Source organism: Aestuarium zhoushanense, assembly GCF_056431045.1.
Genome location: NZ_JBWKMA010000001.1, coordinates 108,524 through 124,516, shown reverse-complemented (window position 1 = coordinate 124,516; position 15,993 = coordinate 108,524). Strand labels below are relative to the sequence as shown.

Here is a 15,993-nt window from a genome sequence, read left to right as displayed (position 1 = left end):
GTGCTCCTTACTCGTCCACGCCGTGCTCTTTGTCGAGCTTGTTCATCTTTGCAGCGTAGACAAAGATAAGAACAAGAAAGACAAGGATCGAACCTTGTTGTGCGAACCAGAAGCCCAGATCGGTGCCACCGATTGCGATGCCCGAAAGCACCGGACGCAGCAGGATGCCAAAACCGAACGAAACAACAAACCAGATCACGAGGCTAATGCCGATGATCCGCTTGTTGGCTGCCCAGTAGGCGTTGTTGTCGCCATTGTTAGCCATTGAATTTCCTCCAAGTTACCCCACCTTCGGTCCCTCAACCGAAGGGTAATATAACAGGGCGCGTACGCCCTGCTCCCTCCCCCCTTTCGGGGTTTTAGTAGAACGCGGGTGAAGTTCCCGCGTTCGTACGGTTCAGCCCTTATTGTGGACCGAATTCTTAATAAGATCGTCTACAACGGACGGATCGGCAAGCGTAGATGTGTCGCCGAGGCTTCCAGTGTCATTTTCTGCGATCTTGCGCAGGATGCGGCGCATGATTTTGCCCGAACGTGTCTTTGGCAGACCAGGTGCCCACTGGATCACGTCTGGCTTAGCAATCGGACCGATCTCTGTGCGGACCCAAACTTCGAGCTCTTTCTGAAGTTCAGCAGTCGGCTCAACACCGTTCATCAAGGTGACGTAGCAGTAGATGCCCTGACCTTTAATGTCGTGCGGGTAACCAACAACCGCGGCCTCAGCGACAGCAGCATGAGCCACCAGCGCGGATTCCACTTCGGCGGTGCCCATACGGTGACCCGATACGTTGATCACGTCATCAACGCGACCAGTGATCCAGTAGTAACCGTCTGCGTCACGGCGGCAACCGTCACCAGTGAAGTAGTAGCCTTTGAAGTCAGAGAAGTAGGTCTGCATAAAGCGCTCGTGGTCACCGTAAACGGTGCGCATCTGACCCGGCCACGAGTCTTTGATGCAGAGAACGCCTTCAGCTTCGGTCTCTTCGATCTCTTTACCAGTGGTCGCGTCGAGCAGAACTGGCTGCACACCAAAGAACGGCGTGGTTGCCGAACCCGGCTTCGTCGGGGTTGCACCCGGAAGCGGTGTCAGCATGTGACCACCAGTTTCGGTCTGCCACCATGTGTCAACGATCGGACGTGTGCCTTTGCCGACAACATCGTTGTACCAGTTCCAAGCTTCTGGGTTGATCGGCTCACCCACGGTGCCGAGGATGCGGAGCGACGACAGGTCGTATTTCTCAACAAACTCTTTGCCCATGCCCATCAGCGAACGGATCGCAGTCGGTGCGGTGTAGAACTGAGTAACCTTGTGCTTTTCACAAACAGCCCAGAAACGGCCAGCGTCTGGGTAGGTCGGAACGCCTTCGAACATCAGGGTGGTGCCGCCGTTAGCGAGCGGACCGTAGACGATGTAAGAGTGGCCAGTCACCCAACCCACGTCAGCGGTACACCAGTATACGTCGCCTTCATGGTAGTCGAAGGTGTATTCGTGGGTCATCGCTGCGTAGACCAGATAACCACCGGTCGAGTGCACAACGCCTTTCGGCTTACCAGTCGAACCCGAGGTGTAGAGAATGAACAGCGGGTCTTCTGCGTTCATCGGACGTGCAGGGCACTCTGGCGAAGCGTGGGACATGAGGTATTTCACGTCAACGTCACGGCCATCAACCCAAGTGGTCTGATCACCAGTGTGTTTCACAACAAGGCAACGCACCTTGTCCGAGCAGTGCAGAAGAGCTGCGTCACAGTTGGATTTCAGTGCAGTGCGACGACCACCACGCGGAGCGGTGTCAGCAGTGATAACAACCTTCGCACCAGAGTCGTTGATGCGGTTTGCCAGTGCGTCAGGCGAGAAGCCCGCGAACACGATCGAGTGGATCGCACCGATACGCGCACAAGCGAGCATCGCATAAGCAGCTTCCGGGATCATCGGGAGATAGATAACAACGCGGTCTCCGCGCATCACGCCTTGGCTCAGCAGGACGTTCGCGAAACGGTTCACCTTCTCGGACAGCTCATTATAGGTGATGTGCTGTGCAGGCTCGTCTGGCGAGTCAGGCTCGAAAATGATTGCAGTCTGGTCGCCGCGGGTCGCGAGGTGACGGTCTACACAGTTATATGCTGCGTTGATCACACCGTCTTCGAACCACTTGATGTCGACGTTGCCGTGTTCGAACGATGTGTTCTTTACCTGCGAGTAAGGCTGCATCCAGTCCAGACGCTTACCGTGCTCACCCCAGAATGCCACGGGATCGTTCACCGAAGCCGCATACATCTCTTTGTATTTCGCCGCGTCGATATGAGCGCGTTTTACCACCTCTTCGGACGGCGGATAAATCTTGTCAGTCATGAAATTCCTCCCGAGCATTTTGTAAATCTCGGCTCGGGGCTCCTCTCCCCAAGCTTACTTGACTGTGGTCATACACCATTTTCCTGTCAACGGTCGCACAAACATAAGCGCTAACAGTATTTTTTTGTAAAATCTTTTACCAACAGGATTGAAAATCAGTAAACCGTTTTGCAGATTCGCAAAATTTCCTTTGTTTTTCTGCAGTTTGACGCAACGGCACTTTCTGACCTTTGACAGAAGCCAGCAGACAACCGATATACGCACATACGACCAAAGAATGGGAAAAACGGGCCGGTGGCTTTTCAACGCGACATAGACGGGTTCAAGACGGCCATCGAAAGCGTCTACGCTGACCTGCGCGACTCCCTTCTCACGGGGGCCATCGCGCCGTCCGCTAAAATGCGAGTCGAAGAACTGCGTGCGCGCTATGGCGTCGGTTCCTCTACCGTGCGCGAGGCGCTGTCGCGTCTGCTCGTTGAGAACCTCGTCACGACCGAAGGCCAGCGCGGGTTCAAGGCAGCGCCTGTGTCCCTGTCCGACTTCCGCGAATTGGTCGATATGCGCTGCATGATCGAAGTGCAGGGCGTCCGCCTGGCCATCGAACGCGGCGATGAGAATTGGGAAAGCGGTGTCGTCGTCGCCCACCACCGCCTCGCCCGCGTCGAAGAGTCGATCCCCGCTGAACGTGCTAAACACTGGGAACAAGCTAACCGCGATTTCCACGATGCCACCGTCGCCGCTCACGGCAACCGCTGGCTCGCCGATATGCGCGATCTGCATCAGACGCATTGGATGCGCTACATCCAGATCGCGGCCCCGTGGCGCAAGATGCCCATCGACAGCCGCGCCGAACACCAAGACATCTTTGACGCCGTCATCGCCCGCAAAGCTGACGACGCCGCCCACCTCATCGACCGCCACTTCCGCAAACACGCCAGCGCGGTCGAGGCAGGACTTGGTCGGAAGTAGAGGTTGAACTCAAGGCCCTGAGCCGTCACCCTGTTCGGGGATGAGGAAATGGGCACTGATATGACACCTGCTGACGTTCACCGAATGAACACGCTGATCGCGGACCTGCGCCCAACGGAACGCCTGCGTGTTTTGGATATCGGCGCAAACCCCCTGATCGAAGGGGATGTGTCCTACAAACCGCTCCTCGACCACGGACACGCCGAGGTGTTTGGTTTTGAACCCCAAGAGGACGCCCTCGCCGCGCTAAATGACCGCAAATCGGCCAATGAAACCTACCTACCCCACGCGTTAGGGGATGGGACATCAAAAACATTACACCTCTACCAGCAGGGCGGATTTACCTCGATTTTCCCCGCCGATGAGGACAGTGCCCGCTACCTTGGGTTCGTGAAGGGCATGACTGAAAAAGGCACGATCAAAATCAAGACACGCAAGCTGGACAGTCTCAAAGAGGTGCCCACCGTCGATTTCCTCAAAATCGATGTGCAGGGCAGTGAAAAAGCGATCCTCGAACACGGGAAACAGAAACTCTCCAACGCCATCGCACTCCAAACCGAAGTCCGCATGTTCCCGCTCTATCGTGGTGAACCCAGATACGGAGAGCTAGAGGCCGAGATCGTCGCGCAGGGGTTCGAATTCCTGCGGTTCGCCTCCATGAAACATGTCAGCCTCGCCCGTCGGCACCGTGGCCGCATCCGTCGTCACGACTTTGCCCAAGCGGTCGATGGCGACGCGTTCTTTGTCCGTGATTTGCGGAACGTGGACAGCTACACCGATGAGCACCTCAAAAAGCTCGCCATCATCGGCGATGCGATCATGGGCCTGTTCGATGTGACGCTCTATGCGCTCGATATTCTGGTGGAGCGGTCGGTGATCACTGAGGATGTGATCAACCGCTACTTCGATAACATTCCCAAAAAACGCCTGCGCAGCTGATTCAGGATTAGACCGGAAATAACACCCTAGGTTGAATGGCAGGCTTTTTTCCTTAAGCTACCCCCCATTCAACAGTGGAGGTTTCCGACGTGAAAGTTTTAACCCTTATTCCTATCGTCGCTCTGATAGCTGCCTGCCAAACAACCACGGGCCCGAGCACAACTTCGTCATCATCAGTCGGGTCATTGATGACGTCATTCTTGCAATCAAACTACAACCAAAACGGCGGATGGAGCGACGCGGATCGCGCCCGCCACAAATGCCCCGAAGAGCCTTGGTTCTATGAAGGCATCGCAAATGCAAAGAGCGTTGCTGAACTGGATGCCTTTGCGCAAGCAAACGGGTTCCAGACCTCGCGCACTGTGGCAACAGCCCGAATGGTGTTGAACGGAGAAGCCGTCCCAGAGAGCCTCTTGGACAAGGCGCGCTGCATCACGCCAGCATCAATCGCCCAAGTTAGATAAACAAACGGCCACGCCCTCTGGGAGGAGGGGCGTGGCCGTTGATAATTAGGGACTGCGGACCCCAGCTAAGGGTCCGCAGCTGGAGGAAGCAAGGCTTAGAAGAAGCCCAGCTTGTTCGGGTTGTAGCTCATCAGGATGTTCTTGGTTTGCTGGTAGTGGTCCAGCATCATCTTGTGAGTTTCACGACCAATACCCGACTGCTTGTAGCCGCCAAATGCAGCGTGTGCAGGGTATGCGTGGTAGTTGTTTACCCAGACGCGGCCAGCCTCGATTGCGCGGCCAAAGCGGTAGCAACGGGTTGCATCGCGGGTCCATACACCAGCGCCGAGGCCGTACATGGTGTCGTTTGCGATCTGCAGCGCTTCTGCTTCGTCTTTAAAGGTGGTGACAGAGACGACCGGTCCAAAGATCTCTTCTTGGAACACGCGCATCTTGTTGTGGCCTTTCAGAACGGTCGGCTGAACGTAGAAACCGTTCGCGATGTCGCCGTTGAAACGAGCAGCATCACCACCAACCAGAACTTCCGCACCTTCGTCACGGCCGATTTGCAGGTAGGACATGATTTTGTCCTGCTGCTCTTGGGAGGCCTGAGCACCAACCATGGTGTTCATGTCGCGCGGGTCGCCTTGTTTGATCGCTTTCACGCGCTCGATGCACTTCTCGATGAAGCGATCGTAGATGTCTTCTTGGATCAGAGCGCGCGACGGGCAGGTGCAAACTTCGCCTTGGTTGAAGGCAAAGAGAACGAAACCTTCGACCGCTTTGTCGAGGAACGCATCGTCTTCGGCCATAACGTCCGAGAAGAAGATGTTCGGGGACTTGCCGCCGAGTTCCAGAGTGACAGGGATCAGGTTTTCGGTCGCAGCCTGCATGATTTTGCGGCCAGTTTCGGTCGAGCCGGTGAACGCGATTTTCGCGATGCGCGGCGAACGTGCCAGCGGTGCACCAACTTCTGCGCCCATGCCGTTTACGATGTTCAGAACGCCAGCCGGCAGAAGGTCTGCAATGATGTCGATCAGAACCATGATCGCGGCAGGGGTTTGCTCTGCTGGTTTCAGAACGATGCAGTTACCCGCAGCCAGCGCAGGCGCCAGTTTCCACGCCGCCATCAGAACCGAGAAGTTCCACGGAATGATCTGACCAACAACGCCAAGAGGCTCGTGGAAGTGATACGCAACGGTGTCGTGGTCGATTTCCGACATGTTGCCTTCTTGGGCGCGCAGAACGCCAGCAAAGTAACGGAAATGGTCAACCGACAGTGGAATGTCGGCGTTTACGGTTTCGCGGATCGGCTTACCGTTGTCCCAGGTTTCAGCGGATGCCAGCTGGTGCAGGTTTTCTTCGAGACGATCAGCAATTTTCAGCAGGATGTTCGAACGTTCGGCGGGCGAAGTTTTGCCCCATGCGTCTTTTGCAGCATGTGCTGCGTCGAGTGCGAGCTCAATGTCTGCTGCGTCAGAACGGGCAACCTGACATACCACTTCACCGGTGATCGGGGTGATGTTGTCAAAGTATTTGCCGGAAACTGGGGCAACCCATTTGCCGCCGATAAAGTTGTCGTAGCGATCTTTGAATGGGTTAACGAAATAGTCGACGACTTGGGTCATCTGGTTCATGTGATTTCTCCTCCTAAGAACCGCGTGTGCCGCGGTATGCAGAAGAGATGAATGGAATCACGGGGCCTTGTGCAGGGGGGTGTCTCAGCCGCCCTGCCCCACCTGTCTCACTACTGAGACAGGTCAGCGCCACTTTCGCTTAGGCCGAGGCGTTTCATACGGCGGTACATCGTGGCGCGACCAATGCCCAAGGCACGCGCCGCAGCCGACACGTTACCCTCTGCACGAACAAGCGCACGTTTCACCGCCGCCTTTTCCCCACGATCAAAGCCCGTTTCCTGCCCATCACGCCCCAAAAGGTCCACGGCAGGACGCGGCGCGAGGTGCCCCATCGCGTTTAGACCAAACGCCTTACGTGCCGCGCGGGTCGCACCGACAACAATATCATCCCCATCCACCGCCAATAGCGCCGCACCCGTCGCGTCGCCTTCGGCCACGAGAATGCGTTTGCCCGCGAACGACGACCGAAACACCTCCGCTTCGATCTGTTGAGCGGTTTGCACAACCATCGCGCCGATCAAACGGTTATATCCTTCGGTCTGATCCGCCCGCGCCGACGACACATCGAGCGCCGCTATCAATGCCCCATCAGGCCCAAAAATTGGCGCGTCCATACAGCTCATCGCGATATTTTTCGCCATGAAATGGTCGGTGCGGTGAATGGTGATCTGTCGTTGTTCTGCCAAACAGGTGCCGATGCCGTTCGTGCCCTCGGCAGCCTCGCTCCAGTCGTGACCAGGCCAGAGGCCCCATTCCTTGAACACTTCCGAGTCCCCGTCGGAACAGCGTTTTTCCAGAACGATCCCATCCGCGTCCGTTAATAGAACGCCGCAACCAGAATGCCCAATCAGCCCAAAAAGGTTGTCCAATTTTGGCGAAGCAACGTGCAACACCCGCTCCATCGCGGCCATGCGGCCCTTCAATGAAGAAGAATCGAGCGAGTCGCGCATTTCGCGCATCGCGGGATCCAAACCGTAGTTCTTAGCCGACCGTAGCCACGACGCTGCCAAACGCGATCGCGCCGCCGCCGATCCGGACGAAAGGGACTGCATCACGCGGTCGATATGAGAGCTACGAGTCATGTCGCAAAAGCCTTAACATATAGTCTTATCGAGCAACGTCGCGACTTTGGTCTCAACTCACGCGGAAGTGCAACCACACAACCTAAAAAGAAGTTTGCACAAAATCTGTGGAAAACTCTTGCCAGAATCCAAATCCTGTCGCAGTAATATACGCAAAATACGAAAATAACGGCAAAAACCGTAACAAACGGTGGCCACAGAGGCGAGAAGAGAGGGTCAGATGGGTCAAGAACCCAAGACAAACCTAGGTATTGATACCATCGTTGGTCAACACGCCGCGATGCTGTCAGAGCGGTTGCAAGCACACCGTGCCCAGCTTTTTCCGCCGAACGCGACCAAAGAGCTGCGCAAGTTCACCAGTGGTGAAGTCGCTGAACTGCTTGGCGTCAAAGATGCCTATTTGCGCAAGCTTAGTCTCGATTCCAAAGGCCCCGATCCTGAAATCCGTGGCAACGGACGCCGCTATTATTCGCCTGACGATATCGTAGCTCTTCGCGAATACCTCGAAAAAGGCGCGAAGGTTCCTGGGACCTATATGCCCGGTCGTCGCGATGGTGATCACCTACAGGTGATTTCGGTCATCAACTTCAAAGGTGGCTCTGGTAAAACGACGACCTCTGCGCACCTCGCACAGAAGATGGCTCTCGACGGATACCGCGTTTTGGCGATCGACATCGACCCTCAGGCGTCTTTCTCGGCGTTGCACGGGTTCCAGCCAGAGTTTGACCTCTTGGACGGTGGAACGCTTTATGACGCGATCCGTTATGATAACCCCGTTCCAATTCGTGACGTGATTCAAAAGACTTACTTCCGAAATCTGGACATTATTCCGGGCAACCTCGACCTTATGGAGTTCGAGCACGATACCCCCCGCGCGCTGGCCCAACGGGATGGTAACCTTTTTTTCACTAGAGTGGGCGACGCGCTCGCTGATGTGGAAGAGGATTATGACGTGGTTATCGTAGACTGCCCGCCCCAGTTGGGGTTCTTAACAATGTCGGCCCTTTCGGCCGCGACCGCCGTGTTAGTGACGGTTCACCCGCAGATGCTCGACGTGATGTCGATGTGTCAGTTCCTGTTAATGACATCAAACCTCCTCGGCGTTGTGGCCGAAGCAGGCGGTGACATGTCGTACGACTGGCTGCGTTACGTGGTGACCCGCTACGAACCCGGTGATGGCCCGCAAAACCAGATGGTGTCTTTCATGCGCTCCATGTTCGGAGAGCATGTTTTGAACCACACGATGCTGAAATCCACTGCGATCTCAGACGCTGGCCTGACAAAACAAACCTTGTGGGAGATCGAAAAGTCCCAATTCACGCGGTCCACCTATGACCGCGCGATTGAAAGTATTTCAGCCGTTTGCGGTGAAATAGAGACACTTGTTCAACAGGCATGGGGGCGGACCAATGGCGCGTAAAGGTATTCTGACCGGCTTGATGGACAACACCGCTGCGCCCGCAACCGAAACGCGCGTCGATCCGTCCAAGCCCCGTTACGGCAAGGGCGCCATCGGTGCCGTGAGCCAATCGATCGCCGAACTCAAGTCCCGTTCGATCATTCAGGTCGATCCGCGGATGATCGACGATGCGGGTATGCAGGACCGTCTGGAAACGGATGACATCCCTGCCCTTGCTGAAAGTATCAAGCTTTACGGACAGCAAGTCCCCGTTCTGCTTCGCCCCAATCCGAATGACCCCGAACGCTATCAAGTGGTCTACGGTCGGCGGCGTGTTGCGGCTCTAAAACTGCTGAAACAGCCCATTGCGGCCATGGTTAGGGTCTTAAATGACCGCGAATTGGTGATTGCCCAGGGTCAGGAAAACTCTGCCCGTCGCGATCTGTCGTTCATCGAACGCGCCAACTTTGCCCGCCAAATGCGGGACGCTGGTTACGAACGCAAGGTGATCTGTGACGCGCTCAACGTCGATAAAACCGTCATTTCGCGGATGTTATCGATCGTCGACTCGATCCCCCTACCCCTGATCGAAGCCATCGGCGCGGCCCCCTCCATCGGCCGCGATCGGTGGAGCAAACTTGCCGATCGGCTCAACGGTCGGGATCTCACCGCGAACGCCGTCGGTGAAGGATCGGATCAGCGGTTCGAGGCCGTGTTTAAGTCTCTAACCTTTCCCAGAACGCCCGCAGCCAAACCGAACCGGATCACCGCCAACGGTGCCGAGATCGCACAGGTTGCCCGCAAACCGAATAAAACAGTGCTCACCCTGCCCAAAGACGGCTTTGACGAATGGTTGGTGGCGCATCTGGAAGAAATTCACCGCGACTGGAAACAGTCGAACGGCTGAATAATAGAGCAGTAACAACAACTTAGGAGGCACGACCCAGCAAAACCCAAAGAAAAAGGCCCCCCAAAGCTGATACCTCAGAGAGCCCTATTCGTGTTTTAGCACTTCCGAATATCAGGCTAAAGTTGACAGCTGTCAACAGGCGTCGAATCTGGCGGGCAAAAAAGTTTTGCTCCGTGATGAACTATGGACATTTACGCAACGACGCCTTTTGGGCGGCGACCGGTAACGGCTGGTTTGATCGAACGCGCCGCCCTTCGCCAACAGGCCCCTGCCCTCCCGACCGCGAACAAATGGGAGCTTTTCCGCGAACTCTGCACCGCACGCAAAGAATTCGGTCTCTCAGACCGCGATCTCACGGTCCTGAACGCGCTGTTAACCTTTCATCGCGGCGAAGACCTCGCTGCCTCCGAGCAATTAATCGTGTTTCCATCCAACGAAACACTCTCATCCCGCGCTCACGGCATGCCAGAAAGCACGCTACGCCGTCACATCGCCGCTCTGGTCGAGGCTGGCATCATTCTGCGCAACGACAGCCCAAATGGAAAACGCTACGCCGTCAAAAGTAGAACCGGCGTTCTACGGGCCTATGGCTTTGATCTACGGCCACTTTTGGTGCGCGCCGACGAAATCATCGAAGCCGCAACAAAGATCCGCGAAGAGGACGCGCAAAAAAAAGAACTGCGCGATACAGTCGTGATCCTAAAGCGCGATGCCGACAAACTCATCAGTTTTGGCATGGAAGATCACGCTGACGATCGCTGGACCAAACCTCGCGAAGCGCTGATCGAACTCGGCAAAATGCTCCGCCGTAAACTGGACATTTCGACACTAACATCGCTCAAAACGCGGCTTAACGCGCTTGTGGAAAACCTCCATCACTTGCTAGGAATGACTGTTGGTAAATCATCAGAAATGAGCGGCACCGACAGCCAAAATGAGCGGCACCAATCTAATTCAAATAACACTCCTATTGAATCTGAACAAAGCACCGTTCCGCTTCCGATGGTTCTAACCGCTTGTCCTGATGTCACCGACTTCGCCAATCGACCTCTCCGCAGTTGGCACGATTTCATCTCTGCAATGTCGGTCATTAAAGCCATGATGGGGATCTCAGCTGAAACGTGGGACCATGCCATGAAAATCATGGGGCCGAAAAACACCTCTGTTGTCTGTGCTGGCATCCTTCAGCGCATGGGAGAGATCAAATCGCCTGGTGGTTACCTTCGTCGCCTCACCCAAAAGGCCGAACAAGGAGGGTTTTCACCAATGCCGATGATGATTGCTCTGTCTCGTCGACAAAGTTGACAGCTGTCAACTCTCACCCCTTTACATCGTTCTTCAGCTATGACCCCCTAAACCCATGATCCAGATACAGTCCCTTTCCTACCAATACGGCGACAAAACCGTGCTCGACACGATCACCCTCGAATTGACCGAGGCGCGGCTGGGTATTGTCGGTCGGAATGGCTCTGGAAAATCAACACTGGCGCGGGCGATTTCGGGTCTAATACGTCCAGAACAGGGTCGAATTTTGATCAACGGCGTCGACGTGCTGAATGATCGAAAATCCGCGCTCTCTGCGGTGGGCATTTTGTTCCAGAATCCTGATCATCAGATCATTTTTCCGACCGTCGAAGAAGAAATTTCCTTCGGATTACGCCAGCTCGGGCACTCCAAAGCTGATGCATCGACGAAAACCGCTGAAACTCTCGCCAATTTTGGCAAATCGGACTGGGCCAAGCGACCCGTTTCGACCCTAAGTCAGGGGCAACGCCACCTTGTATGCCTCATGTCCGTCCTCGCAATGGCGCCTTCGGTGATCATTCTAGACGAACCGTTCAGCGGGTTGGACATTCCCACGACGCGCGCACTGCAAAAGAGACTAAATCAGCTAGATCAGACTCTGATTCACATTACGCATGACCCTGCGGTGATAGCGGATTATGACCGCGTTCTCTGGATCGAAGGTGGAAAAATCATCGCAGATGGTGCGCCAGAGACCGTTTTGCCCGAATATCTGCGGGTGATGGAGGCGGATGATGCTGGCGCTCACCTCTAACATCCACACTCCACTCCATGATTGGCGGGCTGGGGTCAAACTCGGGCTGCTTTCCATCGCAATTGTGACCCTATTCCTGCTGAAATCGCCCATTTTGCTCGCAGGTGCTGCGGGACTTACCGCCCTGCTCTATCGGTCGTTTGGAGCGAAATTCGCGGCCCAAGGGCTCCGGATGCTGAAACCACTGCGGTTTTTCCTCGGATTTATCCTGATGTGGCAGGTCATTTTGGGTGATGCGGCCACGGGTTTCGCGATTGTCTTGCGGTTGGCAACTGCAGTGAGTTTGGCCAATTTAGTGACGCTTTCGACCCGTCTGGACGATCTGATCGACCTCGTGATCTGGCTCGCCTCCCCTGCCCGCTTCATCGGACTGTCACCCAAGCCTCTTGCGCTCTCAATTGCCCTCGTAGTGCGGTTCGTGCCTGTTCTTCTGGAACGGGCCAACCATATGGCGGACGCCTTTCGTGCTCGGTCCACGAAACGGCCCACGTTTTATATCATTCTGCCCCTGATCATCAGCGTTCTCGAAGATGCGGATCATGTGGCGCTCGCGCTGCGTGCACGCGGTGGGCTGGATGGAGCGTTTAATCCCTGATATGTCGTCCCGCAAATGAGGAGACATATTATGCAAACCAAAGAGAATGACCTTGTAATGATCGCGCTTTTCGCGGCGCTCGTTGCAGTTTTGGGCCTTTTGCCCGCGATTCCGATGCCGTGGGGCATTCCTGTGACCGCGCAGAGCCTCGGTGTGATGCTTGCGGGCGCTGTTTTGGGGGCCAAGCGCGGTGGCCTGTCGATGCTGTTGTTTATTGGCCTCGTGGCCTTGGGTCTGCCGCTTTTGGCGGGGGGACGCGGTGGTTTGGGCGTTTTCGTATCGCCGACCGCTGGTTTTGTCGTTGGTTTCCCCGTCGCGGCCTTTGTAACGGGTCTTGTGATGCAGAACCTGCGCATTGATGCGATGATTGCATCTGGCATCGCGTCGCTGATCGGCGGGATTGTCGTGCTTTATGTCATGGGTATTGGCGGGTTCTGGATGCTGACGGACAAAGGTCTGATGGCCTCGATCACTATCATGGCGACCTATATCCCTGGCGATCTGGTCAAGGTCGTACTGACTGCCATCGTGGTTGGCGCCTTGGTTAAGGCACGTCCGCAGAGCCTTCTGTCGCGTCAGTAATGGAAACGCGGCGGGCCATAGCGGATCGTCGATCGGTTCGCGCCTTCACGGATCAACCCGTGGATCGCGCTGAATTAGAGACGATTTTGACCTTGGCCCGCTGTGCGCCTTCGGGTGCAAACCTTCAGCCCGGTCGGTTCCATGTCCTGACCGGAGCACCGCTGAAATCCCTATCCGATGCCCTGCTCAATGGGATTGCAGAGGATCGGCCTCAGGTCAGCGAATACAGCTACTTCCCCCGTCCCATGCCCGCCGATCTAAAAGCCCGTCAGAGGGCGGCTGGCTTTGCGCTCTACGATGCTTTGGGCATTGAAAAACGCGACCTTGAGGCGCGGAAGGCTCAGTTTCAGCACAACTACCGTTTCTTTGGTGCGCCTGTGGGCATGATCATCACGATCCATCGCGAGATGGGTGCGGGGTGTTTTATGGACCTTGGGATGGCGATCCAGTCGATGTTGCTCGCCGTGCATGATGCGGGGTTAGCGGCCTGTGGGATCGGAGCGATGGCGAATTACGGAGATCTGATCCATGACCATATGGGGCTAGATGCCGATGAAATGGTCGTGGCTGGCGTGGCGATTGGCTATGCGGCGGACCATCCTGTGAACGATTTCAGGACAGAGCGGGACGCGCTGGATGTCTTTGCGACCTTCCGTGGGTTTGAAAGTTGACAGCTGTCAACTTTGCCAGCCGATCCCAAAGTTGACAGCTGTCAACTTTTTCCAAAACCCTGCACTTTGATCGCTGAACCGATGCCGCCCGCCGCTGCAATTGCGGCCAGTCCCGTGCGGTTTGTCCCCGCAAGGTCGTGATACAGGCGCACCATCAGGATCGCGCCAGAGGCCCCAATCGGATGCCCGCGGGCCAAGGCGCCGCCCTTGAGGTTCACAGTGCGCGGATCGATCCCTGTGCCTTCCACGCAGGCGATGGCTTGTGCGGCGTAGGCCTCCATCATTTCGACCTGATCGACGGGGGCGTCCGCGACCGCTTTGATCGCGGCAATCGGGGCGAGCGCGGGGTTCATCGGGTCGCCGCCAACGCAGGCGTAGTCAGTCAGTAGAAGCGCATTGCGGTCGGGCAAAACGTCCTCCGCCACGACGAGGCAGAACGCGGCAGCATCGGCAGAGACGGCGGTGTTGACAGCTGTCAACTCTCCGGTGACCACGGGGGCGCGGGCGACCAACCGAGGGGCGAGGCGGCGGGTGAACGGGTCGTCCAATTCGTCGCCTAAGGGCACGATTTCAAACCGCAGTGCCGTGCGGGCAGAGAGCGCCTTTTCATGGCTATCAATGGCCCAAGCGTCCTGCCGTTCACGCGGAACGTTCAGCGCATTCGCGGCCTCGGCTAGGTCAGGGTCGCGGTCGGGCCACGGGGTGAACGGAGGGCGGTCGTAGGCCACGGGACCGCCGGGCGTTTGCGCCATGCGGATAGGGCGTTGGGAATGGGACTCTGCGCCGCCTGCCAGAACGACCTTGGCCTGACCAGAGCGCACCAACGCCATCGCAATCCCAATCGCATCGAGGCCGCCGGCACATTGCCGATCAATCGATAGACCTGCGACGCGGTCGGGTAGTCCAGCGGCGAGTGCGGCGACACGTGCAGGATTGCCGCCGCCACCAATGGCATTCGATAGGATGACTTCGTCCACGTCCTCGGGGCGTAAACTAGCGTCCGCGAGGCAGGCCAGCATTACAGGTGCGGCTAGGTCGTGCAGCGCGTATCCCGACAAAGCGCCGCCCTTGGGCGCGACGATGGTGCGGCGGGCGGCGATGATGCGGGGGGTCATGCGAGGTTCCTCAGCAAGGCGGCCAGCGCGGTGAGGTTCGGTTTGCCAGAGGGCAGAGCGGGCCAGTCCGACAGACGGTAGGCGCGGCGGATCTGGATGCCATTGGCACGGGCGGCGGTCTGTAGGTCCTCGGGCGTGATCATCCCGTGATAGAGCGCGACGGGAACCGCCCCGCGCATGTCGTCCAGCATCGGCAAAACAGCGACCCCATGCACGCCGTCGATTTGGGATAGGGAGGCCTCTGCGGCTTCGGGGTGGTAGTTGCGATCCGCGACGGTGAACATGCGATCCGCGCGACCTGTGAGGAAGAGGTAGCCGTCGCGCATCTCTCCCATCTCGCCAACGGTGACCCAGCCTTTGCGAGTTTGAGTGGTGGTGCTAGAGCCCTCGACGTAGTGGTCAAAGAGGTAGGGCGAGCGCACCCAAACGAGGCCGTCGCGAATGTCGATCTCAACACCGGGGTAGGGCGCGCCAACAGAGCCCTCTGGCGTGGTCGCATCGGACAGGGTGATAAAGCTCGTCTCAGCCGCGCCATAGAATTCACACAGCCGCGCGTTCGGTGCCATTTCTGCGACGCGGGCTTTGGTCGCTGCATCTAGATGGCCGCCACCGACGAGGATCAGCCGCAATGCGGGCAGGGGGCGGAGGAGGGCGCTGCGCAACTGTGTGGGGGTCGCATAGAGGATCGTCGTCTGCTCCATCGCGGCGGTCTGACGGTCGGGGCGCAGGTCGCCGAGGACGTCGACGGTGATGCCTTGCCACAGACCTTCGCATAGCGCGTAGAGCGCGAGCGACTGATCCAAGCTGCCGAGGATCGCAGAACGGTCGTCAGGGGTGATGCCAAAGAGGTCACGGTTCACGGCGAAACTGCTCACCCAACTGGCGTAGCTACGGCGGATCCGTTTCGGTGCGCCCGTCGAACCAGAGGTGAGCGTGTGTATATACTCTGGCTCGTCATCGGCGTCGAACGGGCGGGGCGAAATGCAGAAGCTCTGACCGCTGTATAGCGCCTCCAAGAGGCGGGGTAGGGTGGTCGTCAGAGGGTTCGGCGCGATCACAGCGACAGGGCCACCCGTGGCGCGGGCCACATAGGGGCGCGGCACCTCTACCCCGTTGCAGAGCAATCGGGCAGTCGGTGATGGCGCGAGGCGCAGGGGGGCGGTGGCGACGGACATGTCCAATCCATAGCGCAACCCTCTCTATCGGACCAGAGTTGCCGACGCCGCTGGCTGCGCTACATTC

At 57.2% G+C, this 15,993-nt stretch carries 16 protein-coding genes; 10 read left to right on the top strand and 6 right to left on the bottom strand.

The annotated features are described in order from the left end of the window. Positions 1-7: 7 nt before the first annotated feature. Both AC07ED_RS00600 and acs read right to left on the bottom strand, forming a co-directional pair. The gene (locus tag AC07ED_RS00600; RefSeq protein WP_067546907.1) at positions 8-265 is read right to left on the bottom strand and encodes a DUF4212 domain-containing protein; all 258 of its coding nucleotides are present in this window, start codon (positions 263-265) and stop codon (positions 8-10) included. Between the two features lie 132 nt (positions 266-397). Continuing rightward, entirely contained in the window at positions 398-2,350 is a 1,953-nt protein-coding gene (acs, locus tag AC07ED_RS00595; RefSeq protein ID WP_105236633.1) for an acetate--CoA ligase, read from the bottom strand. Positions 2,351-2,644: 294 nt separating this feature from the next. On the opposite strand from acs, the gene AC07ED_RS00590 reads away from it, so the two are divergent. The 3 genes from AC07ED_RS00590 to AC07ED_RS00580 all read left to right on the top strand — a co-directional run bounded on the left by AC07ED_RS00590 (position 2,645) and on the right by AC07ED_RS00580 (position 4,722). Further along, positions 2,645-3,319 carry a GntR family transcriptional regulator gene (locus tag AC07ED_RS00590; protein ID WP_105236632.1) on the top strand — a complete coding sequence of 225 codons (675 nt, stop codon included), beginning with the start codon at positions 2,645-2,647 and terminating at the stop codon, positions 3,317-3,319. Positions 3,320-3,367: 48 nt separating this feature from the next. Continuing rightward, positions 3,368-4,258, top strand: coding sequence for an FkbM family methyltransferase (locus AC07ED_RS00585; RefSeq protein WP_105236631.1), 891 nt, complete (start codon positions 3,368-3,370; stop codon positions 4,256-4,258). Positions 4,259-4,446: 188 nt separating this feature from the next. After that, positions 4,447-4,722, top strand: coding sequence for a hypothetical protein (locus AC07ED_RS00580; protein WP_105236630.1), 276 nt, complete (start codon positions 4,447-4,449; stop codon positions 4,720-4,722). A gap of 95 nt (positions 4,723-4,817) precedes the next feature. Here AC07ED_RS00580 and adh read toward each other — a convergent pair whose 3' ends face one another. Both adh and AC07ED_RS00570 read right to left on the bottom strand, forming a co-directional pair. Further along, positions 4,818-6,338 (bottom strand): aldehyde dehydrogenase, encoded by a 1,521-nt coding sequence (gene adh, locus AC07ED_RS00575; protein WP_105236629.1) that lies wholly within the window; start codon positions 6,336-6,338, stop codon positions 4,818-4,820. A 110-nt stretch (positions 6,339-6,448) separates the two neighbouring features. Beyond that, positions 6,449-7,420, bottom strand: a complete 972-nt coding sequence (locus AC07ED_RS00570) for a GAF domain-containing protein (protein ID WP_105236628.1) — start codon at positions 7,418-7,420, stop codon at positions 6,449-6,451. 220 nt (positions 7,421-7,640) lie between these two features. Between AC07ED_RS00570 and repA the strand changes: the two genes are divergently transcribed. The 7 genes from repA to AC07ED_RS00535 all read left to right on the top strand — a co-directional run bounded on the left by repA (position 7,641) and on the right by AC07ED_RS00535 (position 13,636). After that, positions 7,641-8,840: a plasmid partitioning protein RepA gene (gene repA / locus AC07ED_RS00565; RefSeq protein WP_105236627.1), complete on the top strand. Its 1,200-nt coding sequence runs from the start codon at positions 7,641-7,643 to the stop codon at positions 8,838-8,840. Further along, positions 8,830-9,726: a plasmid partitioning protein RepB gene (repB, locus tag AC07ED_RS00560; protein ID WP_105236626.1), complete on the top strand. Its 897-nt coding sequence runs from the start codon at positions 8,830-8,832 to the stop codon at positions 9,724-9,726. Before repA ends, repB begins: the two co-directional genes overlap by 11 nt. A gap of 186 nt (positions 9,727-9,912) precedes the next feature. Next, a complete protein-coding gene (repC, locus tag AC07ED_RS00555) occupies positions 9,913-11,034 on the top strand; it encodes a plasmid replication protein RepC (RefSeq protein ID WP_105236625.1) in 1,122 nt (373 codons plus the stop codon). A gap of 55 nt (positions 11,035-11,089) precedes the next feature. Next, positions 11,090-11,788 carry an energy-coupling factor ABC transporter ATP-binding protein gene (locus tag AC07ED_RS00550; protein ID WP_105236624.1) on the top strand — a complete coding sequence of 233 codons (699 nt, stop codon included), beginning with the start codon at positions 11,090-11,092 and terminating at the stop codon, positions 11,786-11,788. Next, complete coding sequence (locus tag AC07ED_RS00545; protein WP_105236623.1) at positions 11,769-12,383, top strand: energy-coupling factor transporter transmembrane component T family protein; 615 nt, start codon at positions 11,769-11,771, stop codon at positions 12,381-12,383. The genes AC07ED_RS00550 and AC07ED_RS00545 overlap by 20 nt, the downstream gene beginning before the upstream one ends. Positions 12,384-12,413: 30 nt before the next feature. Further along, the gene (locus tag AC07ED_RS00540; RefSeq protein ID WP_105236622.1) at positions 12,414-12,965 is read left to right on the top strand and encodes a biotin transporter BioY; all 552 of its coding nucleotides are present in this window, start codon (positions 12,414-12,416) and stop codon (positions 12,963-12,965) included. Next, positions 12,965-13,636, top strand: a complete 672-nt coding sequence (locus AC07ED_RS00535; RefSeq protein WP_105236621.1) for a nitroreductase — start codon at positions 12,965-12,967, stop codon at positions 13,634-13,636. The genes AC07ED_RS00540 and AC07ED_RS00535 overlap by 1 nt, the downstream gene beginning before the upstream one ends. A gap of 41 nt (positions 13,637-13,677) precedes the next feature. Here the strand turns inward: AC07ED_RS00535 and AC07ED_RS00530 are convergent, their stop codons facing one another. Further along, the gene (locus tag AC07ED_RS00530; RefSeq protein ID WP_105236620.1) at positions 13,678-14,751 is read right to left on the bottom strand and encodes a thiolase family protein; all 1,074 of its coding nucleotides are present in this window, start codon (positions 14,749-14,751) and stop codon (positions 13,678-13,680) included. Continuing rightward, the gene (locus AC07ED_RS00525; protein ID WP_105236619.1) at positions 14,748-15,926 is read right to left on the bottom strand and encodes an AMP-binding protein; all 1,179 of its coding nucleotides are present in this window, start codon (positions 15,924-15,926) and stop codon (positions 14,748-14,750) included. Before AC07ED_RS00525 ends, AC07ED_RS00530 begins: the two co-directional genes overlap by 4 nt. Between the last annotated feature and the right edge of the window lie 67 nt (positions 15,927-15,993).

Coding starts and splice junctions, on each gene's coding strand:
- AC07ED_RS00585 (WP_105236631.1), top strand. CDS start 3,368: ATGGGCACTGATATGACACCTGCTGACGTTCACCGAATGAACACGCTG.
- AC07ED_RS00530 (WP_105236620.1), bottom strand. CDS start 14,751: ATGACCCCCCGCATCATCGCCGCCCGCCGCACCATCGTCGCGCCCAAG.
- AC07ED_RS00535 (WP_105236621.1), top strand. CDS start 12,965: ATGGAAACGCGGCGGGCCATAGCGGATCGTCGATCGGTTCGCGCCTTC.
- AC07ED_RS00550 (WP_105236624.1), top strand. CDS start 11,090: ATGATCCAGATACAGTCCCTTTCCTACCAATACGGCGACAAAACCGTG.
- adh (WP_105236629.1), bottom strand. CDS start 6,338: ATGAACCAGATGACCCAAGTCGTCGACTATTTCGTTAACCCATTCAAA.
- repA (WP_105236627.1), top strand. CDS start 7,641: ATGGGTCAAGAACCCAAGACAAACCTAGGTATTGATACCATCGTTGGT.
- AC07ED_RS00525 (WP_105236619.1), bottom strand. CDS start 15,926: ATGTCCGTCGCCACCGCCCCCCTGCGCCTCGCGCCATCACCGACTGCC.
- AC07ED_RS00580 (WP_105236630.1), top strand. CDS start 4,447: ATGACGTCATTCTTGCAATCAAACTACAACCAAAACGGCGGATGGAGC.
- AC07ED_RS00540 (WP_105236622.1), top strand. CDS start 12,414: ATGCAAACCAAAGAGAATGACCTTGTAATGATCGCGCTTTTCGCGGCG.
- AC07ED_RS00570 (WP_105236628.1), bottom strand. CDS start 7,420: ATGACTCGTAGCTCTCATATCGACCGCGTGATGCAGTCCCTTTCGTCC.
- acs (WP_105236633.1), bottom strand. CDS start 2,350: ATGACTGACAAGATTTATCCGCCGTCCGAAGAGGTGGTAAAACGCGCT.
- repC (WP_105236625.1), top strand. CDS start 9,913: ATGGACATTTACGCAACGACGCCTTTTGGGCGGCGACCGGTAACGGCT.
- AC07ED_RS00600 (WP_067546907.1), bottom strand. CDS start 265: ATGGCTAACAATGGCGACAACAACGCCTACTGGGCAGCCAACAAGCGG.
- AC07ED_RS00545 (WP_105236623.1), top strand. CDS start 11,769: ATGCTGGCGCTCACCTCTAACATCCACACTCCACTCCATGATTGGCGG.
- repB (WP_105236626.1), top strand. CDS start 8,830: ATGGCGCGTAAAGGTATTCTGACCGGCTTGATGGACAACACCGCTGCG.